Raw genomic sequence first — 18,372 nt, 5'->3', positions numbered from 1 at the left:
CTAGGCTTCACCTCCGTTATTCAAAATCGTGGAACCGAGGGCCTCACGCGCTGCGCGCAGCTGGGTCTTGACGGTAACGTCGCGACGCTGGCCGCGGGCCTCGAGAATCAGACCGCCGATGATGGACGGATCGACCTTCTCGATCAGGAACACCTTGCGTTTTAGATCGGCCTCGCATTTCTCGGTAATCGTGCGGCGCAGCTCGTCATCGAGCGGGACAGCCGTGGTGACGGTGACGCCTACGACGTCCTCGTCGGTCGCGGTTACCATCCGATAAGCCGATGCAATCTGCGGCAGAAGATCGAGCTGGCCGCGCTCGAACACGGTACCGAGGACAGCAAGCACCTCGGGGCTGGCGTTCGCGATGACCTCAAGCTCGTGAAGATCGCGGAACACACGGCCCTCGGCCTTAGCGGCCTCCAGGAGGGTGCGTGCATAGGTCTCGAGAACCCTGTTCTCCATGCGGCTGTTAGGCATTCAGGCTACCTGCTTCCTTTATGTAGCGCTCGATCAGACGACGCTGCTCGTCGTCGTTCTCGAGGGCCTCGCCGACAATCTTGGTCGCAACGGAGACGGAAAGATCGGCGATGGAGCCGGCAGCGGCGGCATAGATGGAGTTGCGCTCGTCCTCGGCGTTGGCGTGGGCCTTGGCAATGATGTCCTCGGCCTCCTCGTGAGCCTTGGCGATAATGCGGGCGCGCTCGGACTCGGCGTCCTGACGGGCGGCGGTCACGATGTCGGCAGCCTGACGACGGGCGTCGGTGAGGAGGGCGTCGGACTCCTTGCGGGCCTCGATGGCCTTGCGCTTGGTGGTCTCAGCCTCATCGAGGCTGTCCTTGATGCGCTTGCCGCGCTCTTCCATCGTCTGCAGAATCTGCGGCCAGGCGAACTTGGCCAAAACGATGAAGATGATGAGGAAGGCAATGAGTGCAGGGACGAATTCCGCCATCTTGGGGACGAGGATCTCGGCCTTGTTCTCAGACTCCTCGGCGAATGCCGACACCGGCATGGCGAGCATGGCGCCCGTCAGCGCAGCAGCGACTTTCGCGTGGTTGAAATGCTTCATGGCGACTACCTTCGTGCTCAATTACGAAATCAGCGTAACGACGAAGCCGATCAGGCCCAGAGCCTCGGTGAATGCAGATGCAAGAATGAAGACGGTGAAGGCACGGCCCTGGACCTCAGGCTGACGAGCCATAGCGCCCGTAGCACCGAGTGCTGCAAGACCAATTGCGAGACCGGCACCGATAACGCCGAGACCATATCCGATAACTCCCACGATTCCTCCTTTGTCGTGCGCGTGTGCGCAGGATAAATACCTATGTTGTAGAGGCGCACGCGGGTGCCGCGCCTCCGAACACCAAATAAATGCGACCGCTAGTGGGCGTCAGCCTCAGCGATCTGAATGTACACGGCCTCGAGGACCGTAAAAACGTATGCCTGAACAAAGGCAACGATCAGCTCGACGGCGTAGATTACCAAAAGAATCAAAACCCACGCCACGCTGGGCAGGGCGCCCACGGCGTTCATGGCCGTAAAGTGCTCCAGCATCGGCTGGGCAAAGAGCGTGGCCATGATGGCGAACGAGCCCATGACGATGTGGCCGGCGAACATGTTGCAGAACAGACGGACGGCGAGCGTGACCAGGCGCAGGCACAGCGAGAAGAGCTCGATGACCCACACGAAGACGTTCATGGGGAAGGCGACGCCCGCAGGGGCGAGGCTCTTGAAGTACCCAAAGAAGCCGTGCTTCTTGATACCGAAATAGATGAAGTACACAAACGATACGAGTGCGAGGGCGGCGGTACAGCCGATGGCACCGGTGCCGGGCTTCATGCCGGGGATGAGGCCGATAAAGTTGTTGATCAGGATAAAGAAGAACAGCGAGGCCAAAAACGGGAAGTGCTTCTTCCAGTTGTCGCCAACGACACCCTTGGCGATATCGTCCTGCACGTACTCGATGACCCACTCGACGCCGTTAACGAAGAAGCCCTCGGGGACAACCTTCTGCTTCTTAGTAAACGCGAAAAAGACCACGAACATGACGACAGCGGCGATAAGCAGCCAGAACGAGTACTGCGTCAGGCCCGCGTTAAGGTCACCCACGACCGGAGCCGAGGAGAACTCAGCGACGAGCTCGGCGATCGCGCTGGGTAACTTGGCAAATGCGTCCAAGATTCCACCTTCCCTGTTTGCCCGCACCAAGGTGGGGCAACGCCTTTAATCCTTCATAATCACCATGCAGGCGATCACGATCCAACAAATCAAAAACCCGGCGAGCTCGCCGCACAAAAAGGCGATGAGCGCCACGGGGGCTACCAGGTGCACAATTACGACGCCCATAAAGAGCACCGCAAACGACACCATGATACCCAACATGCCTACCGTCATGTTGGCATCGCGTCGATGCGCCAGCACCGAAGCAAGCGCAAGGTACAACGGCAAAAATGCAACAAGACCGACGACGAATCCCGTTGCGATGAACGGCACGTGGCCTGCCAGCTCAACCGGCATGTGCCTTCCCTTCTCGCGACATATAGCCCACATGGAGCCATACCCCGCTCACATCGTCCTAGTATTTTAGGGCGCATGATTGCAAAATCAATGCACTGTTACCCAACCTTAATCGCGTCTTTAGCCCCTTGGGGTGTCAAACGGACAAAAGGCCGAGCACTGAGGACGAATGGGTCGCGATGGCCGACGAGCGTACTTGACAAACGCCGCCGCACCCGCGTAAGCGCAGCGCGACAGCGTTGTTGACTATTGTACGAACCGAACACGCGATGACAAGTGGGAAAACGTAAGTTAATACACAACTGTACATTTTCTTAAGACACTCTTTATACCGTACCTACGGTATAGCGCGTTTTGGGCCCTCGGTGGCTGCGACGACACTCATAAATATGCGTGCAGGCGTCACTCGTACACCCGCACGCACCAATCATGCACGAATGAGCACGTGCAGCTGCCCATGCCTGGCGACTAGAGCGTGCCGTAGATGCGGTCGCCGGCGTCGCCGAGGCCGGGAACGATGTAGGCAGCCTCGTTGAGATGGTCGTCGATGGCACAGGTATAGATATGCACATCTGGGTCCTTCTCGGTCAGCGACTTGAGGCCCTCGGGGGCCGCGACGATGCACAGCATGCGGATGTCCTTGACACCGCGCTCGCGCAGGTAGCTGATGGCCATCTCGGCCGAACCGCCCGTGGCGAGCATGGGGTCGACAACCAGGCAGATGCGCTGGTCGATATCCTTGGGCATCTTGCAGTAATACTCATGCGGTTCGTGGGTAACCTCGTCGCGCTCCATACCGATGTGGCCCACGCGAGCGGAGGGCACCAGGTCGAGGATGCCGTCGACCATGCCAAGGCCCGCACGCAGGATGGGCACGATGGCGAGTTTCTTGCCGGCGAGCTGTTTGAACGTGGCGGTAGTGATGGGGGTCTCGACCTCGACGTCTTCCATAGGCAGGTCGCGCATGGCCTCGTAGCCGTCAAAAAGCGCGAGTTCGCGCACGAGCTGGCGGAACTGATTGGTGCCGGTGTTTTTGTCGCGCAGGATCGACAGCTTGTGCTGAACGAGCGGATGATCGACAAGCGTCACACGGGACGCATCGTAGGTGACGGTCATGGGTCTTGCCCCTTTCGTTGCGGCCACAAAATGGCCTTGCTGACAAAGCGCGCAGCGATGTTGCCGCCGCGCGCCATACACAAGTTTAGCGGTTTGCTGTATCGAGTGGCCCGTCGCAGCCCTACTGTGCGGTACTGAGCGAGCGCTTGACCGCATCGCGCCAGCCCGCAAGGTTTTGCTCGCGGCGCTCGGCGGACATGTGGGGAAGGAAGGTCCTAACGATCTGGGCATTTTGCTCCAGCTCTTCCAGGTCTTCCCAATAGCCGACGGCAAGGCCCGCCAAGTACGCGGCACCGATTGCCGTGGTCTCCACCGTCTCGCATTGCAGCACGGGGATATCCAGCAGGTCGGCCTGGAATTGCATGATGAACTCGTTGCGCGACGCGCCGCCATCGACAGACAGGCGTTCGATCGAAAGCCCCACGTCCTGCTCCATGGCGCGCAGCACGTCGTAGCTCTGATATGCCATGGATTCGCAGGCGGCACGTACGATGGTCGCACGGCTCGAGGCGCCGGTCAGACCGCACACGATACCGCGGGCACGCGGGTCCCACCAGGGAGCGCCCAAACCCGCAAAGGCGGGAACGAAGTAGCAGCCCTCGTTGTCGTTAATCGAAGCGGCGAGTTGTGCAGACTCGCTCACGCTCGAGATGATGCCCATGTTGTTGCGAAGCCAGTTCATGGTGGAGCCGGCGGCAAAGATGGAACCCTCGAGTGCATAGCTGATCTTCCCGTCCGCGGCGATACCGATGGTGGAGACCAGACCGTTCTTGGATTCGACGACCTCGTCGCCGGTGTTCATGAGCATAAAGCAACCAGTACCATAGGTGTTTTTGGTCTGGCCGGGACGGAAACAGCAGTGGCCGAACAGCGACGCCTGCTGGTCGCCCGCCACACCCATGATGGGTGGCATGTTGGTCATGATGTCGCTCGCGACGCGGCCGTAGTCGCCCGAGCTCCAGCGAACCTCGGGCATCATGGAACGCGGAACGTCAAAGAGCGCCAGCAGGTCGTCGTCCCAATCGAGCGTATGGATATTAAAGAGTGCCGTGCGGCTGGCATTGGTGTAGTCGGTGGCAAAAACCTGACCGCCGGTGAGGTTGTAGATGAGCCAGGTGTCGATGGTGCCAAACATGAGGTCGCCCACCGCCGCGCTCTCGCGTGCGCCGTCAACGTTGTCGAGAATCCACTGCACCTTGGAGGCCGAGAAATACGGGTCGAGCGTAAGCCCCGTGCGGGAGCGCACCAGCTCTTCTGCGCCCTGCTCAACCAAATTATCGATCAGAGACGCGGTGCGACGGCACTGCCATACGATGGCGTTATAGATGGGCTGGCCGCTCACGCGGTCCCATACCACCGTGGTCTCACGCTGATTGGAGATACCGATGGCGGCGATGCGATCGGAATGAATCCCGCTCTTAAACTGAACCTCCATCATGACCGCAATCTGGCTGGCAAGGACCGCCATGGGGTCTTGCTCCACCCAGCCGGGACGCGGGAAGCTGGTTTTGACGCTGCGGCGCGCTTGGGCGACGATGCAGCCGTACTCGTCGACGATGGTCGCAAGTACCGAGGTGGTGCCGCAGTCGAGCGCCATGATGTAGGAACCGCCAAAGTCAAACGAGGCATCTTCCATGCCCAGGCTGCCCAGATTCAACGACATCGCTTACACCTTTCTATGCATCGGGTCGGACAGGACCCGCTCAATCTCTGATGCGGGAAGTGCGCCTTGGCGCAGGATCTGAAGCCCGCCGTGCTGGAACGACACGATGGTCGAAGCGTCGCGGCACGGCGTCTCGCCCGCGTCGACGGCCACGTCGACCCCTTCTAGAATGCGGTCTTCAACGTCGGCAAAGCTTGCCGGTGCGGGCGCGCCGTGTGTATTGGCGCTCGTACAGGCAAGTGGGCTGCCACAGGTGCAGATGAGCGCCTGTACCACGGGCGAGGCCGACGCGCGAAGAGCCACCGTGTCGTCGGCGGCACGCATAAAGGTCGGCACGCAGGGAGCCGCCTTGACCACAATAGTCAGGGCGCCCGGCCAGCATCGTCGGGCAAGTATGCGTGCCTCTTCTGGGATATCCACGCCGTAGCGGTCGAGGGCCTCGGCATCATCGACCAGCCAGGCGACCGTTTGGGTGAGCTCACGCTGCTTGAGGGTAAAGATGCGACGGTAGCCGGTACCGAGCGCGGGCACCGCGGCGCCGTTGACGGCAGCCTGCGGATCGCGCGGCCACGGCAGAGATTCGATTGTATCTTGGGGCACGGCGTCCGAGAAGGCGTTGACTGCCACAGCGACGCCATAGACGGTCTCGGTTGGAATCAGGGCCAGGCCGCCACGGCCGAGCACCTCGGCCGTACGCTCGACGGCGAGCCGATGCGGCTCGCGCGCTCCCTCGAATACCCGATAGACCGTCTGCATGTGTATGCCAGCCCCTTACACTCTGGTGAAAGTTTGTTTACTGAGGGGCATTCTCGCACGAAACGTTTAACCTATTTGTCCACAGCGCATGTTGGTTTGGTGAGCGGCTATAGCAGTCGGTGAAAGTGAGGGGTAATTGAGCCGTGACAAGCCTCTTTACATTTCCGGCGCAGCGCTCCCGCCACCGCGCCACCAATACGCTTCGTACTTTACTGACGTTGCTTGGGCTCGGTGACGATAGCTCGAACGATGCGGGGACGATCGGTGAGGTCACGGACGATGCGTACGTCCGAAAGACCCGCCTGGCGGCAGAGCTCGGCCGCGGCGTCGAGGGCGCCCTCATAGAGCTCGCAGGCAAACAGGCCGCCGGCGCGCAGCATATAGGGCGCCGCATTGAGCAGGCGGCGGAAGATATCAAGGCCATCGGCGCCGCCCTCGAGCGCCAAATCGGGCTCAAAGTCCTTGACCTCGTGCGGCAGCGAGCGCATGACGTCAGTCGGGATATAAGGCGGGTTGGAAACGAGCACGTCGAAGGTGCCCCACTCCTCGCGGGGGATAGAGCTCACCAGGTTCGTGAGGCTGAAGGCGACCTCATCGGACGTAAGCCCGAGTGCATCGCGGTTTTTGGTGGCCAGGTCGATGGCGCGCGGCTCGATATCGGTAGCGGTGCAGGCGACATGGCCGCGACGCTCCCAAGCAAGGGAGAGCGAAATGCAGCCCGTGCCGCAGCCGACCTCGAGAACGCGGGCAATGCGGGGGTCGGCAGGCACAGACGCGGCGGCATCCTGCACTGGGGCCGTCTCTTGTTCGACGCCTTCGATGGCAATGCCGTATTCGTCGAGCTCGGGCTCAGCGACTTCCGCGGTCTCGGCCTCAGCTGCCTGCGCGGCGGCTTCCTCGGCCTCACGATCGGCCAGCTCCTCGGCATAAGCTCGGCTGCCCAGCACGTCTCCGCCCAACGCCGCCTCATCGGCAGCCGTGAGGTTGGCGGCACGGCGCTCGGCAGTCGCGCGTTCGTCAGCCAATGCGACTTCGGCTTTACGCGCCTGCTCGACCTCGTCGTTCCATGGCAACTCTACGCGCTGGCGGGTGGCAGCCTCGGGGCTCAGAACCTCGGCATCCAGATAATTGAAGACTTCCTCGACGAGCATCTCGGTCTCGGGACGTGGAATGAGCACGCCGGGGGCGCACGCGACGTCGATCATGCGGAACTGCGTGCTGCCGGTGATGTACTGCAGCGGCTCGCCCTTGGCGCGACGGACAACCGCCGCGTGCATGGTCTCGAGCTGCGCTGCATCGAGCGTGTCGTCCATACGCATATATAAGTCGATGCGCGCTAGGCCCGTGGCGGCGCACAACAGCCACTCGGCAGAAAGACGGGGGTGCTCTTCGCCGCGCTCGGCTAGGTACTCCTTGGTCCACTCGAGACAACGCCTGATGGTCCAGATCTCGTTTGCCATGGGTCCTCCCCTCTTAAGCGCCGGGCGGCGCGCGAATGTCGGAGCAGATTGTACGCGAGGGCGGCACGCGGCGAGAGACGATTGGAAGCGATTATCGAGAATCAGCCCAGAATTTTGCACCGGGCTCGCTCAAAGTGTTCATTCGCCGACGTCTAGATTTGCATTCGTCAAGCTTTTGGCAAGGTTGCCCCAAAACTGACCAATATCTAACCAAGAACTTGCCAAATCACTTGACGTGCGACGCACCAAAAAGGGCCCCGCGACTTCTTGGACGATTTTTCGAGCAATATTTTCAATAGCATATGAAGGTTGTTAATTACTTTAAGCAGGTAGACAGGTCAATTTCCAACAAAGTAGATTAAATAAACTCGAAAAGTAATTTACCCAACCTAGTCATTTAAGAACGTCCCCAATGACTACCTCTGAGACGCCGCAGGTTGAGCATAAGTCCCCAATGACTACCCGCCGCAGGTAGAGGACGGACAGCGAGCGGGTCGCATTTGAGACAAGGTGACGTGGAACGAAAGGGCGCTGACCTTCTGGTCGCGCCCTTGAAGTTGAACGTCAGATTGTACAGGTGCGGCCCGCGCAGCGTCGAGCCGTTACGGCGTTTGGTAAAACGCCGTAACTTATACGGCCTGTGCCAGCTTCTCGGCACGTTCGGCGGCGGCAAGCGCCTCGATGACGGCACCGAGTTGGTCGCCCAGAAGGACGCCGTTGTAGGTGGAGTTGAAACCGATACGGTGGTCGGTCACGCGGTCCTGGGGCTGGTTGTAAGTACGGATCTTCTCGGAACGGTTTCCGTGGCCAATCTGGCTCTGGCGCTCGGCGCCGAGCTCGGCCTGCTGCTTCTCGAGTTCCATCTCGTACAGACGGGCACGCAGCATCTGCATGCAGACCTCGCGGTTTTGAATCTGGGAACGCTGCTCCTGCGACTGCACCACGGTATTGGTGGGCAGGTGGGTAATGCGCACGGCGGAGTAGGTGGTGTTAACGCACTGACCGCCAGGACCGGAGGCACAGTAGGTATCGATGCGCAGGTCGGACTGGTTGATCTGAACGTCGATCTCCTCGGCCTCGGGAAGCACGGCGACAGTTGCCGTGGAGGTCTGGATGCGGCCCTGGGACTCGGTCTTGGGAACGCGCTGGACACGGTGCACGCCGGATTCGAACTTCATGACGGAGTAGACACGGTCGCCCTCGACCTTGAACTCGATGGACTTAAAACCGCCGGCCTCGCTGGGGCTGGAGTCGAGCACGGTGGTCTTCCAGCCACGCGACTCGCAGAAGCGTTGGTACATCTTGTACAGGTCACCGGCGAAAATGGCCGCCTCGTCGCCACCTGCGGCGGAGCGGATCTCGACGATGGTGTTCTTGTCGTCATTGGGGTCACTCGGGATGAGCATGTACTTGATGTCTTCCTCGAGCTGGGGAAGCTTGTCCTCGTTCTCGGAGATGTCCATCTGGAGCATCTCCTTCTCGTCGGCATCGGTAGTGTCACGGAGCATTTCTTTGGCAGCCTCGATGTCGTCGAGCGCGCCGATGTACTCGCGCGCAGCGGCAATGAGGTCGGACTGGTGCGCGTACTCCTTGTTGAGACGCGTGAACTCCTTGATGTCGGAGGCGACGGCCGGGTCGGAAAGCTTCTTCTCGAGCTCCTCGTAGGCCTTGATGATCTTTTCGAGCTTGTCGCGCATGGCGGAACTCCTTTATATGCGTGAAGGTGAAAATCGGCGGAATTGATGGGGCGCATGGCGCCGTTGCGGGGTAAGCCCAGCTAGAACATGTCGATTTTCAGATACATGCGCATCCCTTCGCGTATAGGGTACATAGTTGCGGTCTAACCCATATATGATAGCGTGCGCAGGCAAACCTGCATATAACCCGCACGGAATGCGTGGACGTAGTCGTTGGGGACGTTCCTTAACGACGAGTCGTTTAAGAACGTCCCCAACGACTACAACGGCTAACAAAGGGACTGTCGCTTTGTCACATTCTAGAGCGTTTGAAGCAGAGCGATGAAAAAGTGGACACCCTGGAGGTAGGCACGGCGGGTAATGCGCTCGTTGGTGCCGTGGACACCGCGATCGCACTCGTCATCGTCGACCACAAACGCCGAAAAGCGAATGCATTCAGAGCAAATACGCTGATAGTTAGCCGCATCGGTGGCACCGATCACAGTTGAGGGCACAATGCCGACAGCAGCCCCGCCCGCCGCATTCGGTACGTTTTCCTCCGCCCCCTTTTGATCACGAAAGTAGCGGGCGGCAATAGTGCGAACGGCCTCGAGCCCCGGTCCGCCAACACGTGGGGACGGCGAAGGTTCTGAGCTGCCGGGGCCAAGTTCGACCTCCACGCGCCCGGTAAGGCCCGCAGCGGCAACGGCCTCGCAGCAACGGTCAACAACATCAGCCACGCCCGTGCCCTCGAGCATGCGGAAGTTAATATTGGCCCACATATCCTGCGGCATCACGTTGGCGCCAGTGCTGCCGCCCTCAATCTGCGTGGGCGCACAGGTAGTGGTCACGAGCGGATAGAGCTTGTTGCTGGCAAGGCAGTCGCGAACAATGACGCCTCCGTTGGCGGCAATCTCATCCGCCGTGTAGAGCCCCAACTCGACAAGCTGCGCGGCAAGCAGATCGGTCACGCGCGTCGGCCACTCGATATCGCAGATTGCGGCGATAGCGCGGCTCAATACCTCGAGCGATGTGCCGCCGTAGGGGTTGGACGAATGTCCGCCTTCGCTCTTCGTCTTGAGCACGATATCGGCATAGCCCTTCTCGGCAAGGTCGGCATGCATAAGCCAGCCCTCGCCCGCGCCGTACTCGGCAGCCGAAACAATACGGTAGTCACCCTCGTCGATCAGGTATTCAAGTTCAACGCCGCGCTCCTCGAGCACGCGGCCGATGGCCCCCGCTCCATACTGCGTGGTCTCCTCGTCCTGTCCAAAGGCGAGCAGCAGCGTCCGCTCGTGCTCCCAGCCGTGCACCAACGCATACTCAACCGCCTCGAGAATACCTGCAACCTGGTCTTTCATGTCGATAGCGCCGCGACCCCAAATGTAGGTGTCGTCCACGTGACCGCTAAAGGGGGCATGCGTCCAGTCGGCCTCGGTGCCGGGCACCACGGGAACCACGTCCATGTGGCCCATGAGCATAACGGGCTTGAGGGCAGGGTCGGAACCGCCAAGTGTCACCAGCAGCGAGTGGTCGATGAGTTCGACCTCGCCCGCCGCGAACACATGTGGCCACGCCTGCTGCATATAGGCGCGCAGGTCATCGAACGGCTGCCAGTTCACCGCCTCGGCATCCATACTCGAAACGGTCGGAAACGACAGCACGCGCCCCAGGCGCTCGCACGCGCCAACTTCGTCCAAATCGGCAAAATCATCCTCATGCGCAAAGAAGCGCCAAACCTCGGCCATGGCATCCTTTCGATTGTGATGACGAGGGCCGCCCCACCGGAACGGCCCTGCCATGCAAACATTTGCGGTTGGTTATTTGTCCTCGAGATAGCGCGAGAGGAACTCGCGGGTACGCTGGTGCTTGGGGTTGCCAAAGAGCTCCGCCGGCGCGGCGTCCTCGAGGACCACGCCCTTGTCCATAAAGACCACGCGATCGGACACGGTGCGGGCAAAGGCCATCTCGTGCGTGACGACGACCATGGTCATGCCGTCGGCAGCGAGCTTGCGCATGACCTCGAGCACCTCTCCCACGATCTCGGGGTCGAGTGCGGAGGTCGGCTCGTCGAACAGCATGATCTGCGGATTCATGCATAGGGCACGAGCGATGGCCACGCGCTGCTTTTGACCACCGGACAGGCGACCCACGGCGGCGTGCGCGAACTTTTCGAGTCCCACGCTCGTCAGATGCTCCAGCGCGACCTTTTCGGCCTCGGCCTTGCTCATCTTTTTGAGCGTGACGGGCGCAAGCGTGCAGTTATCGAGCACGTCCATGTTGTTAAACAGGTTGAAGCCCTGGAACACCATGCCGATGTCCTCACGCAGCTTGTTAATGTTGCAGCGCTCGGCCGTGAGGTCCTGGCCATGGAACCAGATATGGCCCGCGTCCGGGGTCTCGAGCAGGTTGAGGCAGCGCAGAAAGGTCGATTTGCCCGAACCCGAAGCGCCGATAATGGTAACGACCTCGCCGGGGTTAACGGACAGGTCGATGCCCTTGAGCACCTCGAGCGAGCCGAAGCTCTTGTGCAGGCCCTCGACGCGGATGAGCGGCTCATTGGTCTGTGCGGCGGCCGCAGCGCCGGTAGTGGCGGTATCTGCCATGATGATTCTCCTCGTCTTGAGCCTAGTTGGAGCTGGGCAGCGTGGCCGGGGCCTCGGCGCCGAGCTTTTTGCCAAAGGCCTCGAGCAGGCGGCTCGCCACGAGCGTCAGGATTAGGTAGACCACGAGTGCCACGCAGTAGACCTCCATCTGGCGGTAGTACACGCCGGCGACGGTGGTAGTGGCGTACATGAGGTCGAACACGCCGATGACCGAGAGCACCGACGAGTCCTTGATGTTGATGATGAGCTCGTTGGTGAGCGCCGGAATCGCGTTTTTAATGCCCTGGGGAAACACGACTTTACGCATAGCCTGCCACTGCGACAGACCCAGCGAGCGCGCCGCCTCGGCCTGACCGGGATCGATGGACTCGATGCCGCCGCGCAGGACCTCCATCATGTAGGCGGTGGAGTTGAGCGAGATGGTGACGAGGCCGGCGGTAAAGGTACTCCAAATCTGGTTGGCCTGGGCGGTCTCGAAGCCCATGCCGCGCAAAACGGTGAAGCCCGCGTAATAGATGAGCAGGCCCTGGACCATCATGGGCGTACCGCGCACGATGGTGGAGTAGACGGTCGTAAAGCCGCGGCCGATGCTCTTAAAGAAGCGCACCAGGTCGTTGTCCACGCGATCGAAGGTCTGAATGCGCAAAAACACAAAGAGCAGTGCCAGGAAAAAGGCGATGACGGTGCCGAAGGTGGCAAGCGCGATGGTGATCTCGATACCGCGAATGAAGAAGTCTCCGCTTTTGTAGGTCATGTAGACCAGGCTCGACAAAAAGTCGCTGGGGTTGGAATCCGAGACAATGCTCACCTGCACCAGGTCGATAAACGACATGACGCAGCGGTCGATAAAGAAAACTGCCGCGATGGTGACCGCGACGTAGCTGCCCAAGCGTGCTCCACGACGGAAACGCTCGGATGCGAACGGCGACTTTTTGCGATAGTCGCTCCAGTGCATAAGCTTGGTGACCAGCGCCGCCGTCGACACGACGAGCCACGCCCACAGGATCGCCCAAAGGCAATCTTGGAACACGCCCGTGGGGGCCAGGAAGCTCAGCGGCGTGGGGTTGCGCTGGCTAAACGCCAGTCCGAGCGCCGCGATGACGCTCGTGCCCAGGTACACATAACGATGATCGGCTTTGATAAAGGAGACCAGACGATTGATGGCTTTCATGCTGCCTCCCTATGCCGGCTGACGGTCGAGGCACGCGTCCCACATCTGGTCGCGCTCCTCCTGGCTGACGCCCTTGAGCGTCTTGTCGATGAGCTTAAGCAGCTTGTCCGAGCCCTTGCGGCAGCCGACGTTTGCCGCGACCTCCTGCTTAAAGCCCTCGCCCTCGGCAAAATGAATGGGGACGATACCGGGATTTTGGGCCATGTAGCCCTTTTCGTTTTCGGTGTTGTACGTCACGGCGTCGCAGGTGCCCTGCAGCAGGTTCGAGAACACCGTGGGGACGGAGTCGACCGGGTTTTTGTGAACGACGCCCGGGATCTCGTCGATGACGGTATCGAGCATGGTGTCCTTTTGGCCGAGCACCGTGGCGCCGCTGAAGTCACTGAGCTTGGTGGCGTTTTGGTAGGGGGAACCCTCTTTTACGAACAGGCCAAAGTAGCCAATAAAGTACGGGTCGGAGAAGCCGACCGACTCCTCACGCTCGGGCGTGGCGCTCATACCGGCGATGATGAGGTCGATCTGGCCGTTGTTGAGCGAATCGATAAGGCCCGAGAAGCTCTGCTTGACGGCAACGGGCTCGCCACCGAGGGCCTTGCAGACAATCTTGGCGATCTGCACGTCGTAGCCATCGGCATAGGCGCCTTGTACGTTGTCGATGGGGATGGTGTACTCACTGGCTTCGGAAACCTGCCAGTTGTACGGGGCGTAGGCCGCCTCCATGCCGATGCGAATCTTATCCTTGCCGATCACGGAATCGGACAGGTCGTCGCGACCGCCGCCCGTCGTGGGCTGAACCACCTTGAGCGTGGACGGGCGCTGACAGCCGGCGAGCGCGCCGGCGACGACGGAAGCGCTCGCGGCAAGAGCGCTACCCAAAAAGATGCGACGGCTGCACACCGGCTGTGGATGCACGTCGCGCTGATGGGGAGAATGCATAATCTGCCTTCCCTGTTGAATCGTATGCTAACGACTTAACAGGATACCGCTCAGCGTTACCTCCAGCAGATGCATATATACAAATTAACAAACAGAAAACGATTGGTAGCCGTTGGGGACGTCGATGATTCGGCAATGCCAGCGAGCGCCACCCAGAGCGAACAAGTTGGCATGAAAAAGGCAAGGCATAGACCTTCTGGTCATGCCTTCCCTTTTTAATGACAAATTGTCGCTCTGGGTGGCGCGCAGCGTCGACCGGTCCGCCGTTCGTTAGAACGGCGGAACCTCTAGAGCAGCGTAACCTCGAAGGCGCGCTTGTCGGTGGCGCCGGGAGCCAAGGTGATGGTGTTGACCTTGTGCTCGAAGACGTCGTCCTCGGTGTCCATGGTGGTATGTCCGGTCCAAGGCTCGAGCGCCACGAACGGGGCGTCGTTGGCGGCAGACCACACGCCAATGTACTTAAAGCCCTCAAAGTCAATCTTGACGCCGTGGCCCGACTTGCGACTGCGCAGCGTGAGCGTGGAGCCCGGGGTATCGGTGAACATGATGGCGTCGTTGTCGAAGCTACGGTGTGTGATGGGCAGCACGTCCGAGTTATCGGGAGCCTTGTAGCTTCCCTCGAACGTCATAAGGCCATCGGGCGTGATGATGGGGGCCTCGTTAGTCCAAGCCTCGGTAAACGCCAGCTCGTAATCCTCGAACGCCTCGTCCTCGGCACCGGGAACGGGCACGTTAAATGCGGGGTGGCCGCCCACCGAAAACGGCAGGTCCACGTCGCCGGTGTTGGTGACGGCAAAGGTCTGCGTAAGAGTGGCGTCGCCAGTCAGGGCATAGGTCATGTTGAGCTTAAAGTGGAACGGGAAGGCCTTGAGCGACTCGGGCGTATCGGTGATCTCGTAGGTAACGGACGAACCGTCCTCCGACACCTCGACCAGCTTGTGCTCCACGATACGCGCGATGCCGTGGCGCGCCATCTCGCAGCTGCCGGCCGCAGACGTCGCCGTGTTGTTGCGCAGCGAGCCCACAATGGGGAACAGGATGGGCGCATGCTTGCCCCAAAAAGCGGGATCGCCCTGCCACAGATACTCGTTGCCGTTGAGGGCAAGGCTCGTGAGCTGGGCGCCCATGGAATCGATGGCCGCGGTGAGGCCGCCGCGCCTGATGGTAGTGACGGTAGACATGCTACTTCCTCCAAAAGTAAACAATAGTGTCGAGGACTATTGTCCCACTCTTGGCGGTGGGACGGGACGGCAGGCGATTATTGAGTAGCCATAGCGGAAATGGGCGGCGAGCGCCTACTGGGTATCCACGTAAAGGTCAAACCCGCCCTGCGAGGTGGTGTCGACCGTATCGGGCGCCCGCGAGTTAAAGCTCGCGGGAACCATTCTTTTCGAGGCACGAAAACGCGTGCCGTCGGTGGCGACAGGTGGCTCATCGACCGTAAGTTCGTAGTCGCCGGGCTTGAGCTCGATACCGTCACCTTCGGAATTGACGTATTGGTGCTCGTCGATCGCTTGCCCCTTGAGCGTACGGCCCACGATATGGATGAGCATCTGGCTGTCGCCGCGCGCGGTATCCCACGTCGCGCCGTCCTTGACCTCGACCGACACATGCACCGAGCGCGTACGGTTGAGCGATTGTTCGACGGAGATCTCGACCTTGGCGGCGTCTTGGCGCTGCTGCTCAACATGGCTCCAAACGCTGCCGATTGCCGAGCAGGCGATAACGCCGGCCATGAAGGCGATGAGGATGGGGCCGAGCGGAGAGCGCCGGCCCGCGCCTTCCTCGCGAGCCAGATCGGGGCGATGCGTGGGCGCAGGCGCCTGGGCGCCCTGCGCGGGCACGTCGAGAATGCTAAAGGATGCCGTGCTGTCGGGGTCGATAGTGTGACGCGGCTGTGGGGTCCTTGCCGGCGAGATGGACATGTCGGCCGGCTCACCCAGTGTGGCCGTGGCGTCGGCCTTTGCCTCGTCGGCCTCAGCCTGGGCCCAGGCCTGTTCAAAGGTTAGGGGTTCGGCCGGGTCGGAAGCGGCGTCCGTCTCGACGGCATCGTCGCCGCTCTCGTCCTCGTCGCTCGACACGTCATGCGGTGCGGGCTCGTCCCACTCCTCGTCCGGAACCTCGCCCTCGCTATACCACCATTCAAAGTTATCGATATCCATACGGGGCGCCCCTTAGGCCTCGCAAATAAACACTTGCTAGCCTTATACCCCCAGACGGCACGAGGGCTCGCACGGAATGCGAAAAGGACTGCTCCTTTGTCGCATCGAAACGGATCTGTTTGCGTTTAGCCGCGGGTAATCTTATTTCTCAACAAGAAGTCGACTGCCCCCACGATTCTGATGCCATCGATGTCCGTTGGATGGTCGCCATCCCTGACAATCAGGATCTTCTCATACGAATCAGGAATTTTTCCTAGCGTGCTTAGCTTGAGCGGTCGCAGCTCGCGTTCCCTCGTCACCTCGGCATCGATCCGTTCGGTAACCTGGATATATTTGCGGTCTGATCCCTCGCCGATTGCGACAAAGTCGATTTCCCCCGCGCGTAGATGGCCGCAAAACACTTCGTATCCTTCAAAGACAAGCTGGTTGTAGATAACGTTCTCGAGCATCCTTCCGCTATCGCTACCTCTATATCCGTCAAGATAGCTGCGAATTCCCGTATCAGCTATGTAATATTTACCGCCTGTCTTAAGAAGCTTCCGCCCCTTGATGTCATACCTTTTTACTTTGGTAAACAGGTACGTCTCTTCCAGAGCGTCAATATATGCCGACACCGTCGATGCGTTGGTCTTACCGCCCGCTGATTCGTTGAGCGTCCCTACGATTTTGTTGACCGAGGTTTGGTTGGAGATGTTGTCTGCCAGATACGCACAGAGCCGCTCGAGAACATCGCGCTTGGTGATAGCTCCGCGACCCCTACGCGTCACACGCGACAGGATATCGCGCGCGACGATCGTCTGGTAGAGGCTACGGATATAGTCGCGACACAGCTCACGTCTCGGCTCATCATGGGCCAGAAACGGCATGCCGCCATAGGTTATGTACTGCTCAAGCACGGTATTTGAATTAAGGCGATCGCCCGTCTTGGAAACAAGTTCGACCCTCTCACCAAGCCCTTCAGCGGCGACCGCATCAATCGAGCGAAAATCAAGATATTCGCCAAACGTGAGAGGCTGCATCTTGACCTCGACATATCGGCCCGAGATAAGCGTTGCGAGCTCGCTCGATAGCAAAAAGGCATTGGAGCCCGTGACATAGATATCGCACGGCAAATCCACTCGGAGCGAGTTGACCGCCTTTTCCCAACCTTCGACATTCTGGAGCTCGTCAAAGAACAGGTAGGGATGATCGATGCCGTCGATGCGCTCCCGAACCATACGATAAAACGTCAGATAATCCGTAATTCCCGCGTACTCTAGAGATTCCATCTTAAAGGTCAGCAAACGCTCGGCTGGCACCCCCTGTTGCGCCAGATAGTCCCTCATCATGTCCAATAACGTTGATTTGCCACAACGGCGTATGCCCGTCACGATTTTGATGAGGTCGGTATCCTGAAAAGCAATGAGTCGATCAAGATAACGGCTTCGGCGAACGATATCCATAGAGACTCCCTAGCGCCCGACCAGACATGAAATCTTATAAACTTGCATTTTTTGCAAGTTTATAAGATGTTACCTTAGAAACTTGAAGAATTTGCAAGTTTCTAAGGTATGGAATGTGACAAACGGACTGTCTCTTTGTCACATGAGCTTAGCGCTGCTCATGTACCTTTTCTCGGTGTCATGCTTCACGCACTTCATGGACGTGGCACGCCGCCGCCATCCCAAGTCGATGGTACTCGCAAGCTCGGTTGAGCCCATGGGTTTAACGTCGGTATCTCGTTCGGCACCGCGGTAGGCGGAGCCGTGGTAAGCAACATTGGCATTGCGTACGTGGGCGCAGTGGGCGCCGCGTTCTCGCTTGTGGCCTGGGCGCTCACGCTGGTGACGATTAAGCTCGCCCGCTGGGAACGCCGTCATCAATCAACACAGCCCCGGATGCAGGCATAGGGGCGAACATAGTCCAAGGTGGCAAGCAACCGGTGAAAACCGTCCCATACGAGTAGTGTCTATCCGCCTGCAAGCTCCGACAGTGCAATTTCGTGTATTTCAAATACACGAAATGCGCGTGGGGCAACTCAAAGGCGGCGGCAGACACATTGTGAACTGCCTCCCATTTCTTGGACACGAGAAATGGGAGGCTTTTTATGCGTGTCGACTTGAGAGTGAAACACGACATCGAGGCCAGGAAGGCGGCGATCGGGCTCTTCGAGCGAGGGCACGGCTTCGAGTCGGCGGCGAAGGCGCTGTCGGTCCCGCGCAACACCGTGAGACAATGGCTCTACGTATACCGGTCGTTCGGAAGCGAGGTGCTGCTATCCATGGACGGCAAGCAGACCAGGTACACATACGAGCAGAAGGTCGCCGCCGCCT

Annotated in this window: 19 protein-coding genes; 2 read left to right on the top strand and 17 right to left on the bottom strand. The window is 59.8% G+C overall.

What is annotated here, in order from left to right; all coding sequences use genetic code 11:
- From ACTQWD_RS07525 to ACTQWD_RS07445, 17 genes are all read right to left on the bottom strand, one after another.
- Window positions 1-477 carry a F0F1 ATP synthase subunit delta gene (locus ACTQWD_RS07525; RefSeq protein ID WP_427727743.1) on the bottom strand — a complete coding sequence of 159 codons (477 nt, stop codon included), beginning with the start codon at window positions 475-477 and terminating at the stop codon, window positions 1-3.
- On the bottom strand, window positions 470-1,066 hold the full coding sequence (gene atpF / locus ACTQWD_RS07520) for a F0F1 ATP synthase subunit B (RefSeq protein ID WP_427727741.1): 597 nt from the start codon (window positions 1,064-1,066) through the stop codon (window positions 470-472). The genes ACTQWD_RS07525 and atpF overlap by 8 nt, the downstream gene beginning before the upstream one ends.
- A 21-nt stretch (window positions 1,067-1,087) precedes the next feature.
- Window positions 1,088-1,279, bottom strand: a complete 192-nt coding sequence (locus ACTQWD_RS07515; RefSeq protein ID WP_427727739.1) for an ATP synthase F0 subunit C — start codon at window positions 1,277-1,279, stop codon at window positions 1,088-1,090.
- Window positions 1,280-1,377: 98 nt separating this feature from the next.
- Window positions 1,378-2,175, bottom strand: coding sequence for a F0F1 ATP synthase subunit A (gene atpB / locus ACTQWD_RS07510; protein ID WP_441032000.1), 798 nt, complete (start codon window positions 2,173-2,175; stop codon window positions 1,378-1,380).
- Between the two features lie 45 nt (window positions 2,176-2,220).
- A complete protein-coding gene (locus ACTQWD_RS07505; protein ID WP_441031998.1) occupies window positions 2,221-2,514 on the bottom strand; it encodes a hypothetical protein in 294 nt (97 codons plus the stop codon).
- Window positions 2,515-2,982: 468 nt separating this feature from the next.
- Complete coding sequence (gene upp, locus ACTQWD_RS07500) at window positions 2,983-3,630, bottom strand: uracil phosphoribosyltransferase (protein ID WP_040359658.1); 648 nt, start codon at window positions 3,628-3,630, stop codon at window positions 2,983-2,985.
- A 121-nt stretch (window positions 3,631-3,751) separates the two neighbouring features.
- Complete coding sequence (glpK, locus tag ACTQWD_RS07495; protein WP_441554925.1) at window positions 3,752-5,293, bottom strand: glycerol kinase GlpK; 1,542 nt, start codon at window positions 5,291-5,293, stop codon at window positions 3,752-3,754.
- A gap of 3 nt (window positions 5,294-5,296) precedes the next feature.
- Window positions 5,297-6,049 (bottom strand): L-threonylcarbamoyladenylate synthase, encoded by a 753-nt coding sequence (locus tag ACTQWD_RS07490; RefSeq protein ID WP_441559648.1) that lies wholly within the window; start codon window positions 6,047-6,049, stop codon window positions 5,297-5,299.
- 209 nt (window positions 6,050-6,258) lie between these two features.
- Window positions 6,259-7,509 (bottom strand): N5-glutamine methyltransferase family protein, encoded by a 1,251-nt coding sequence (locus ACTQWD_RS07485; protein ID WP_441559647.1) that lies wholly within the window; start codon window positions 7,507-7,509, stop codon window positions 6,259-6,261.
- Between the two features lie 629 nt (window positions 7,510-8,138).
- The gene (gene prfA / locus ACTQWD_RS07480; protein WP_154518366.1) at window positions 8,139-9,206 is read right to left on the bottom strand and encodes a peptide chain release factor 1; all 1,068 of its coding nucleotides are present in this window, start codon (window positions 9,204-9,206) and stop codon (window positions 8,139-8,141) included.
- A gap of 299 nt (window positions 9,207-9,505) precedes the next feature.
- Entirely contained in the window at window positions 9,506-10,933 is a 1,428-nt protein-coding gene (locus ACTQWD_RS07475) for a M20/M25/M40 family metallo-hydrolase (protein WP_441559646.1), read from the bottom strand.
- A gap of 72 nt (window positions 10,934-11,005) precedes the next feature.
- On the bottom strand, window positions 11,006-11,791 hold the full coding sequence (locus tag ACTQWD_RS07470) for an amino acid ABC transporter ATP-binding protein (protein ID WP_154518360.1): 786 nt from the start codon (window positions 11,789-11,791) through the stop codon (window positions 11,006-11,008).
- 22 nt (window positions 11,792-11,813) lie between these two features.
- Entirely contained in the window at window positions 11,814-12,962 is a 1,149-nt protein-coding gene (locus tag ACTQWD_RS07465) for an amino acid ABC transporter permease (protein ID WP_441559645.1), read from the bottom strand.
- A gap of 9 nt (window positions 12,963-12,971) precedes the next feature.
- Window positions 12,972-13,898 carry a transporter substrate-binding domain-containing protein gene (locus ACTQWD_RS07460; RefSeq protein WP_441041446.1) on the bottom strand — a complete coding sequence of 309 codons (927 nt, stop codon included), beginning with the start codon at window positions 13,896-13,898 and terminating at the stop codon, window positions 12,972-12,974.
- Between the two features lie 287 nt (window positions 13,899-14,185).
- Window positions 14,186-15,079, bottom strand: coding sequence for an aldose 1-epimerase family protein (locus ACTQWD_RS07455; protein WP_427719707.1), 894 nt, complete (start codon window positions 15,077-15,079; stop codon window positions 14,186-14,188).
- A gap of 114 nt (window positions 15,080-15,193) precedes the next feature.
- Window positions 15,194-16,060, bottom strand: a complete 867-nt coding sequence (locus tag ACTQWD_RS07450) for a hypothetical protein (protein WP_441559644.1) — start codon at window positions 16,058-16,060, stop codon at window positions 15,194-15,196.
- 125 nt (window positions 16,061-16,185) lie between these two features.
- Window positions 16,186-17,502, bottom strand: coding sequence for an ATP-binding protein (locus tag ACTQWD_RS07445; protein ID WP_441559643.1), 1,317 nt, complete (start codon window positions 17,500-17,502; stop codon window positions 16,186-16,188).
- Window positions 17,503-17,805: 303 nt separating this feature from the next.
- On the opposite strand from ACTQWD_RS07445, the gene ACTQWD_RS07440 reads away from it, so the two are divergent.
- A complete protein-coding gene (locus ACTQWD_RS07440; RefSeq protein WP_441016973.1) occupies window positions 17,806-17,949 on the top strand; it encodes a hypothetical protein in 144 nt (47 codons plus the stop codon).
- Window positions 17,950-18,146: 197 nt separating this feature from the next.
- Window positions 18,147-18,372 (top strand): helix-turn-helix domain-containing protein (locus ACTQWD_RS07435; protein WP_441559642.1); only part of this gene is annotated, 226 nt, incomplete at its 3' end.

The organism is Collinsella sp. LCP19S3_B6 (assembly GCF_052121815.1).
GTDB lineage: Bacteria > Actinomycetota > Coriobacteriia > Coriobacteriales > Coriobacteriaceae > Collinsella.
The sequence above is the reverse complement of the archived record's forward strand: the minus strand, read 5'-3'. Positions and strand labels throughout refer to the sequence as shown.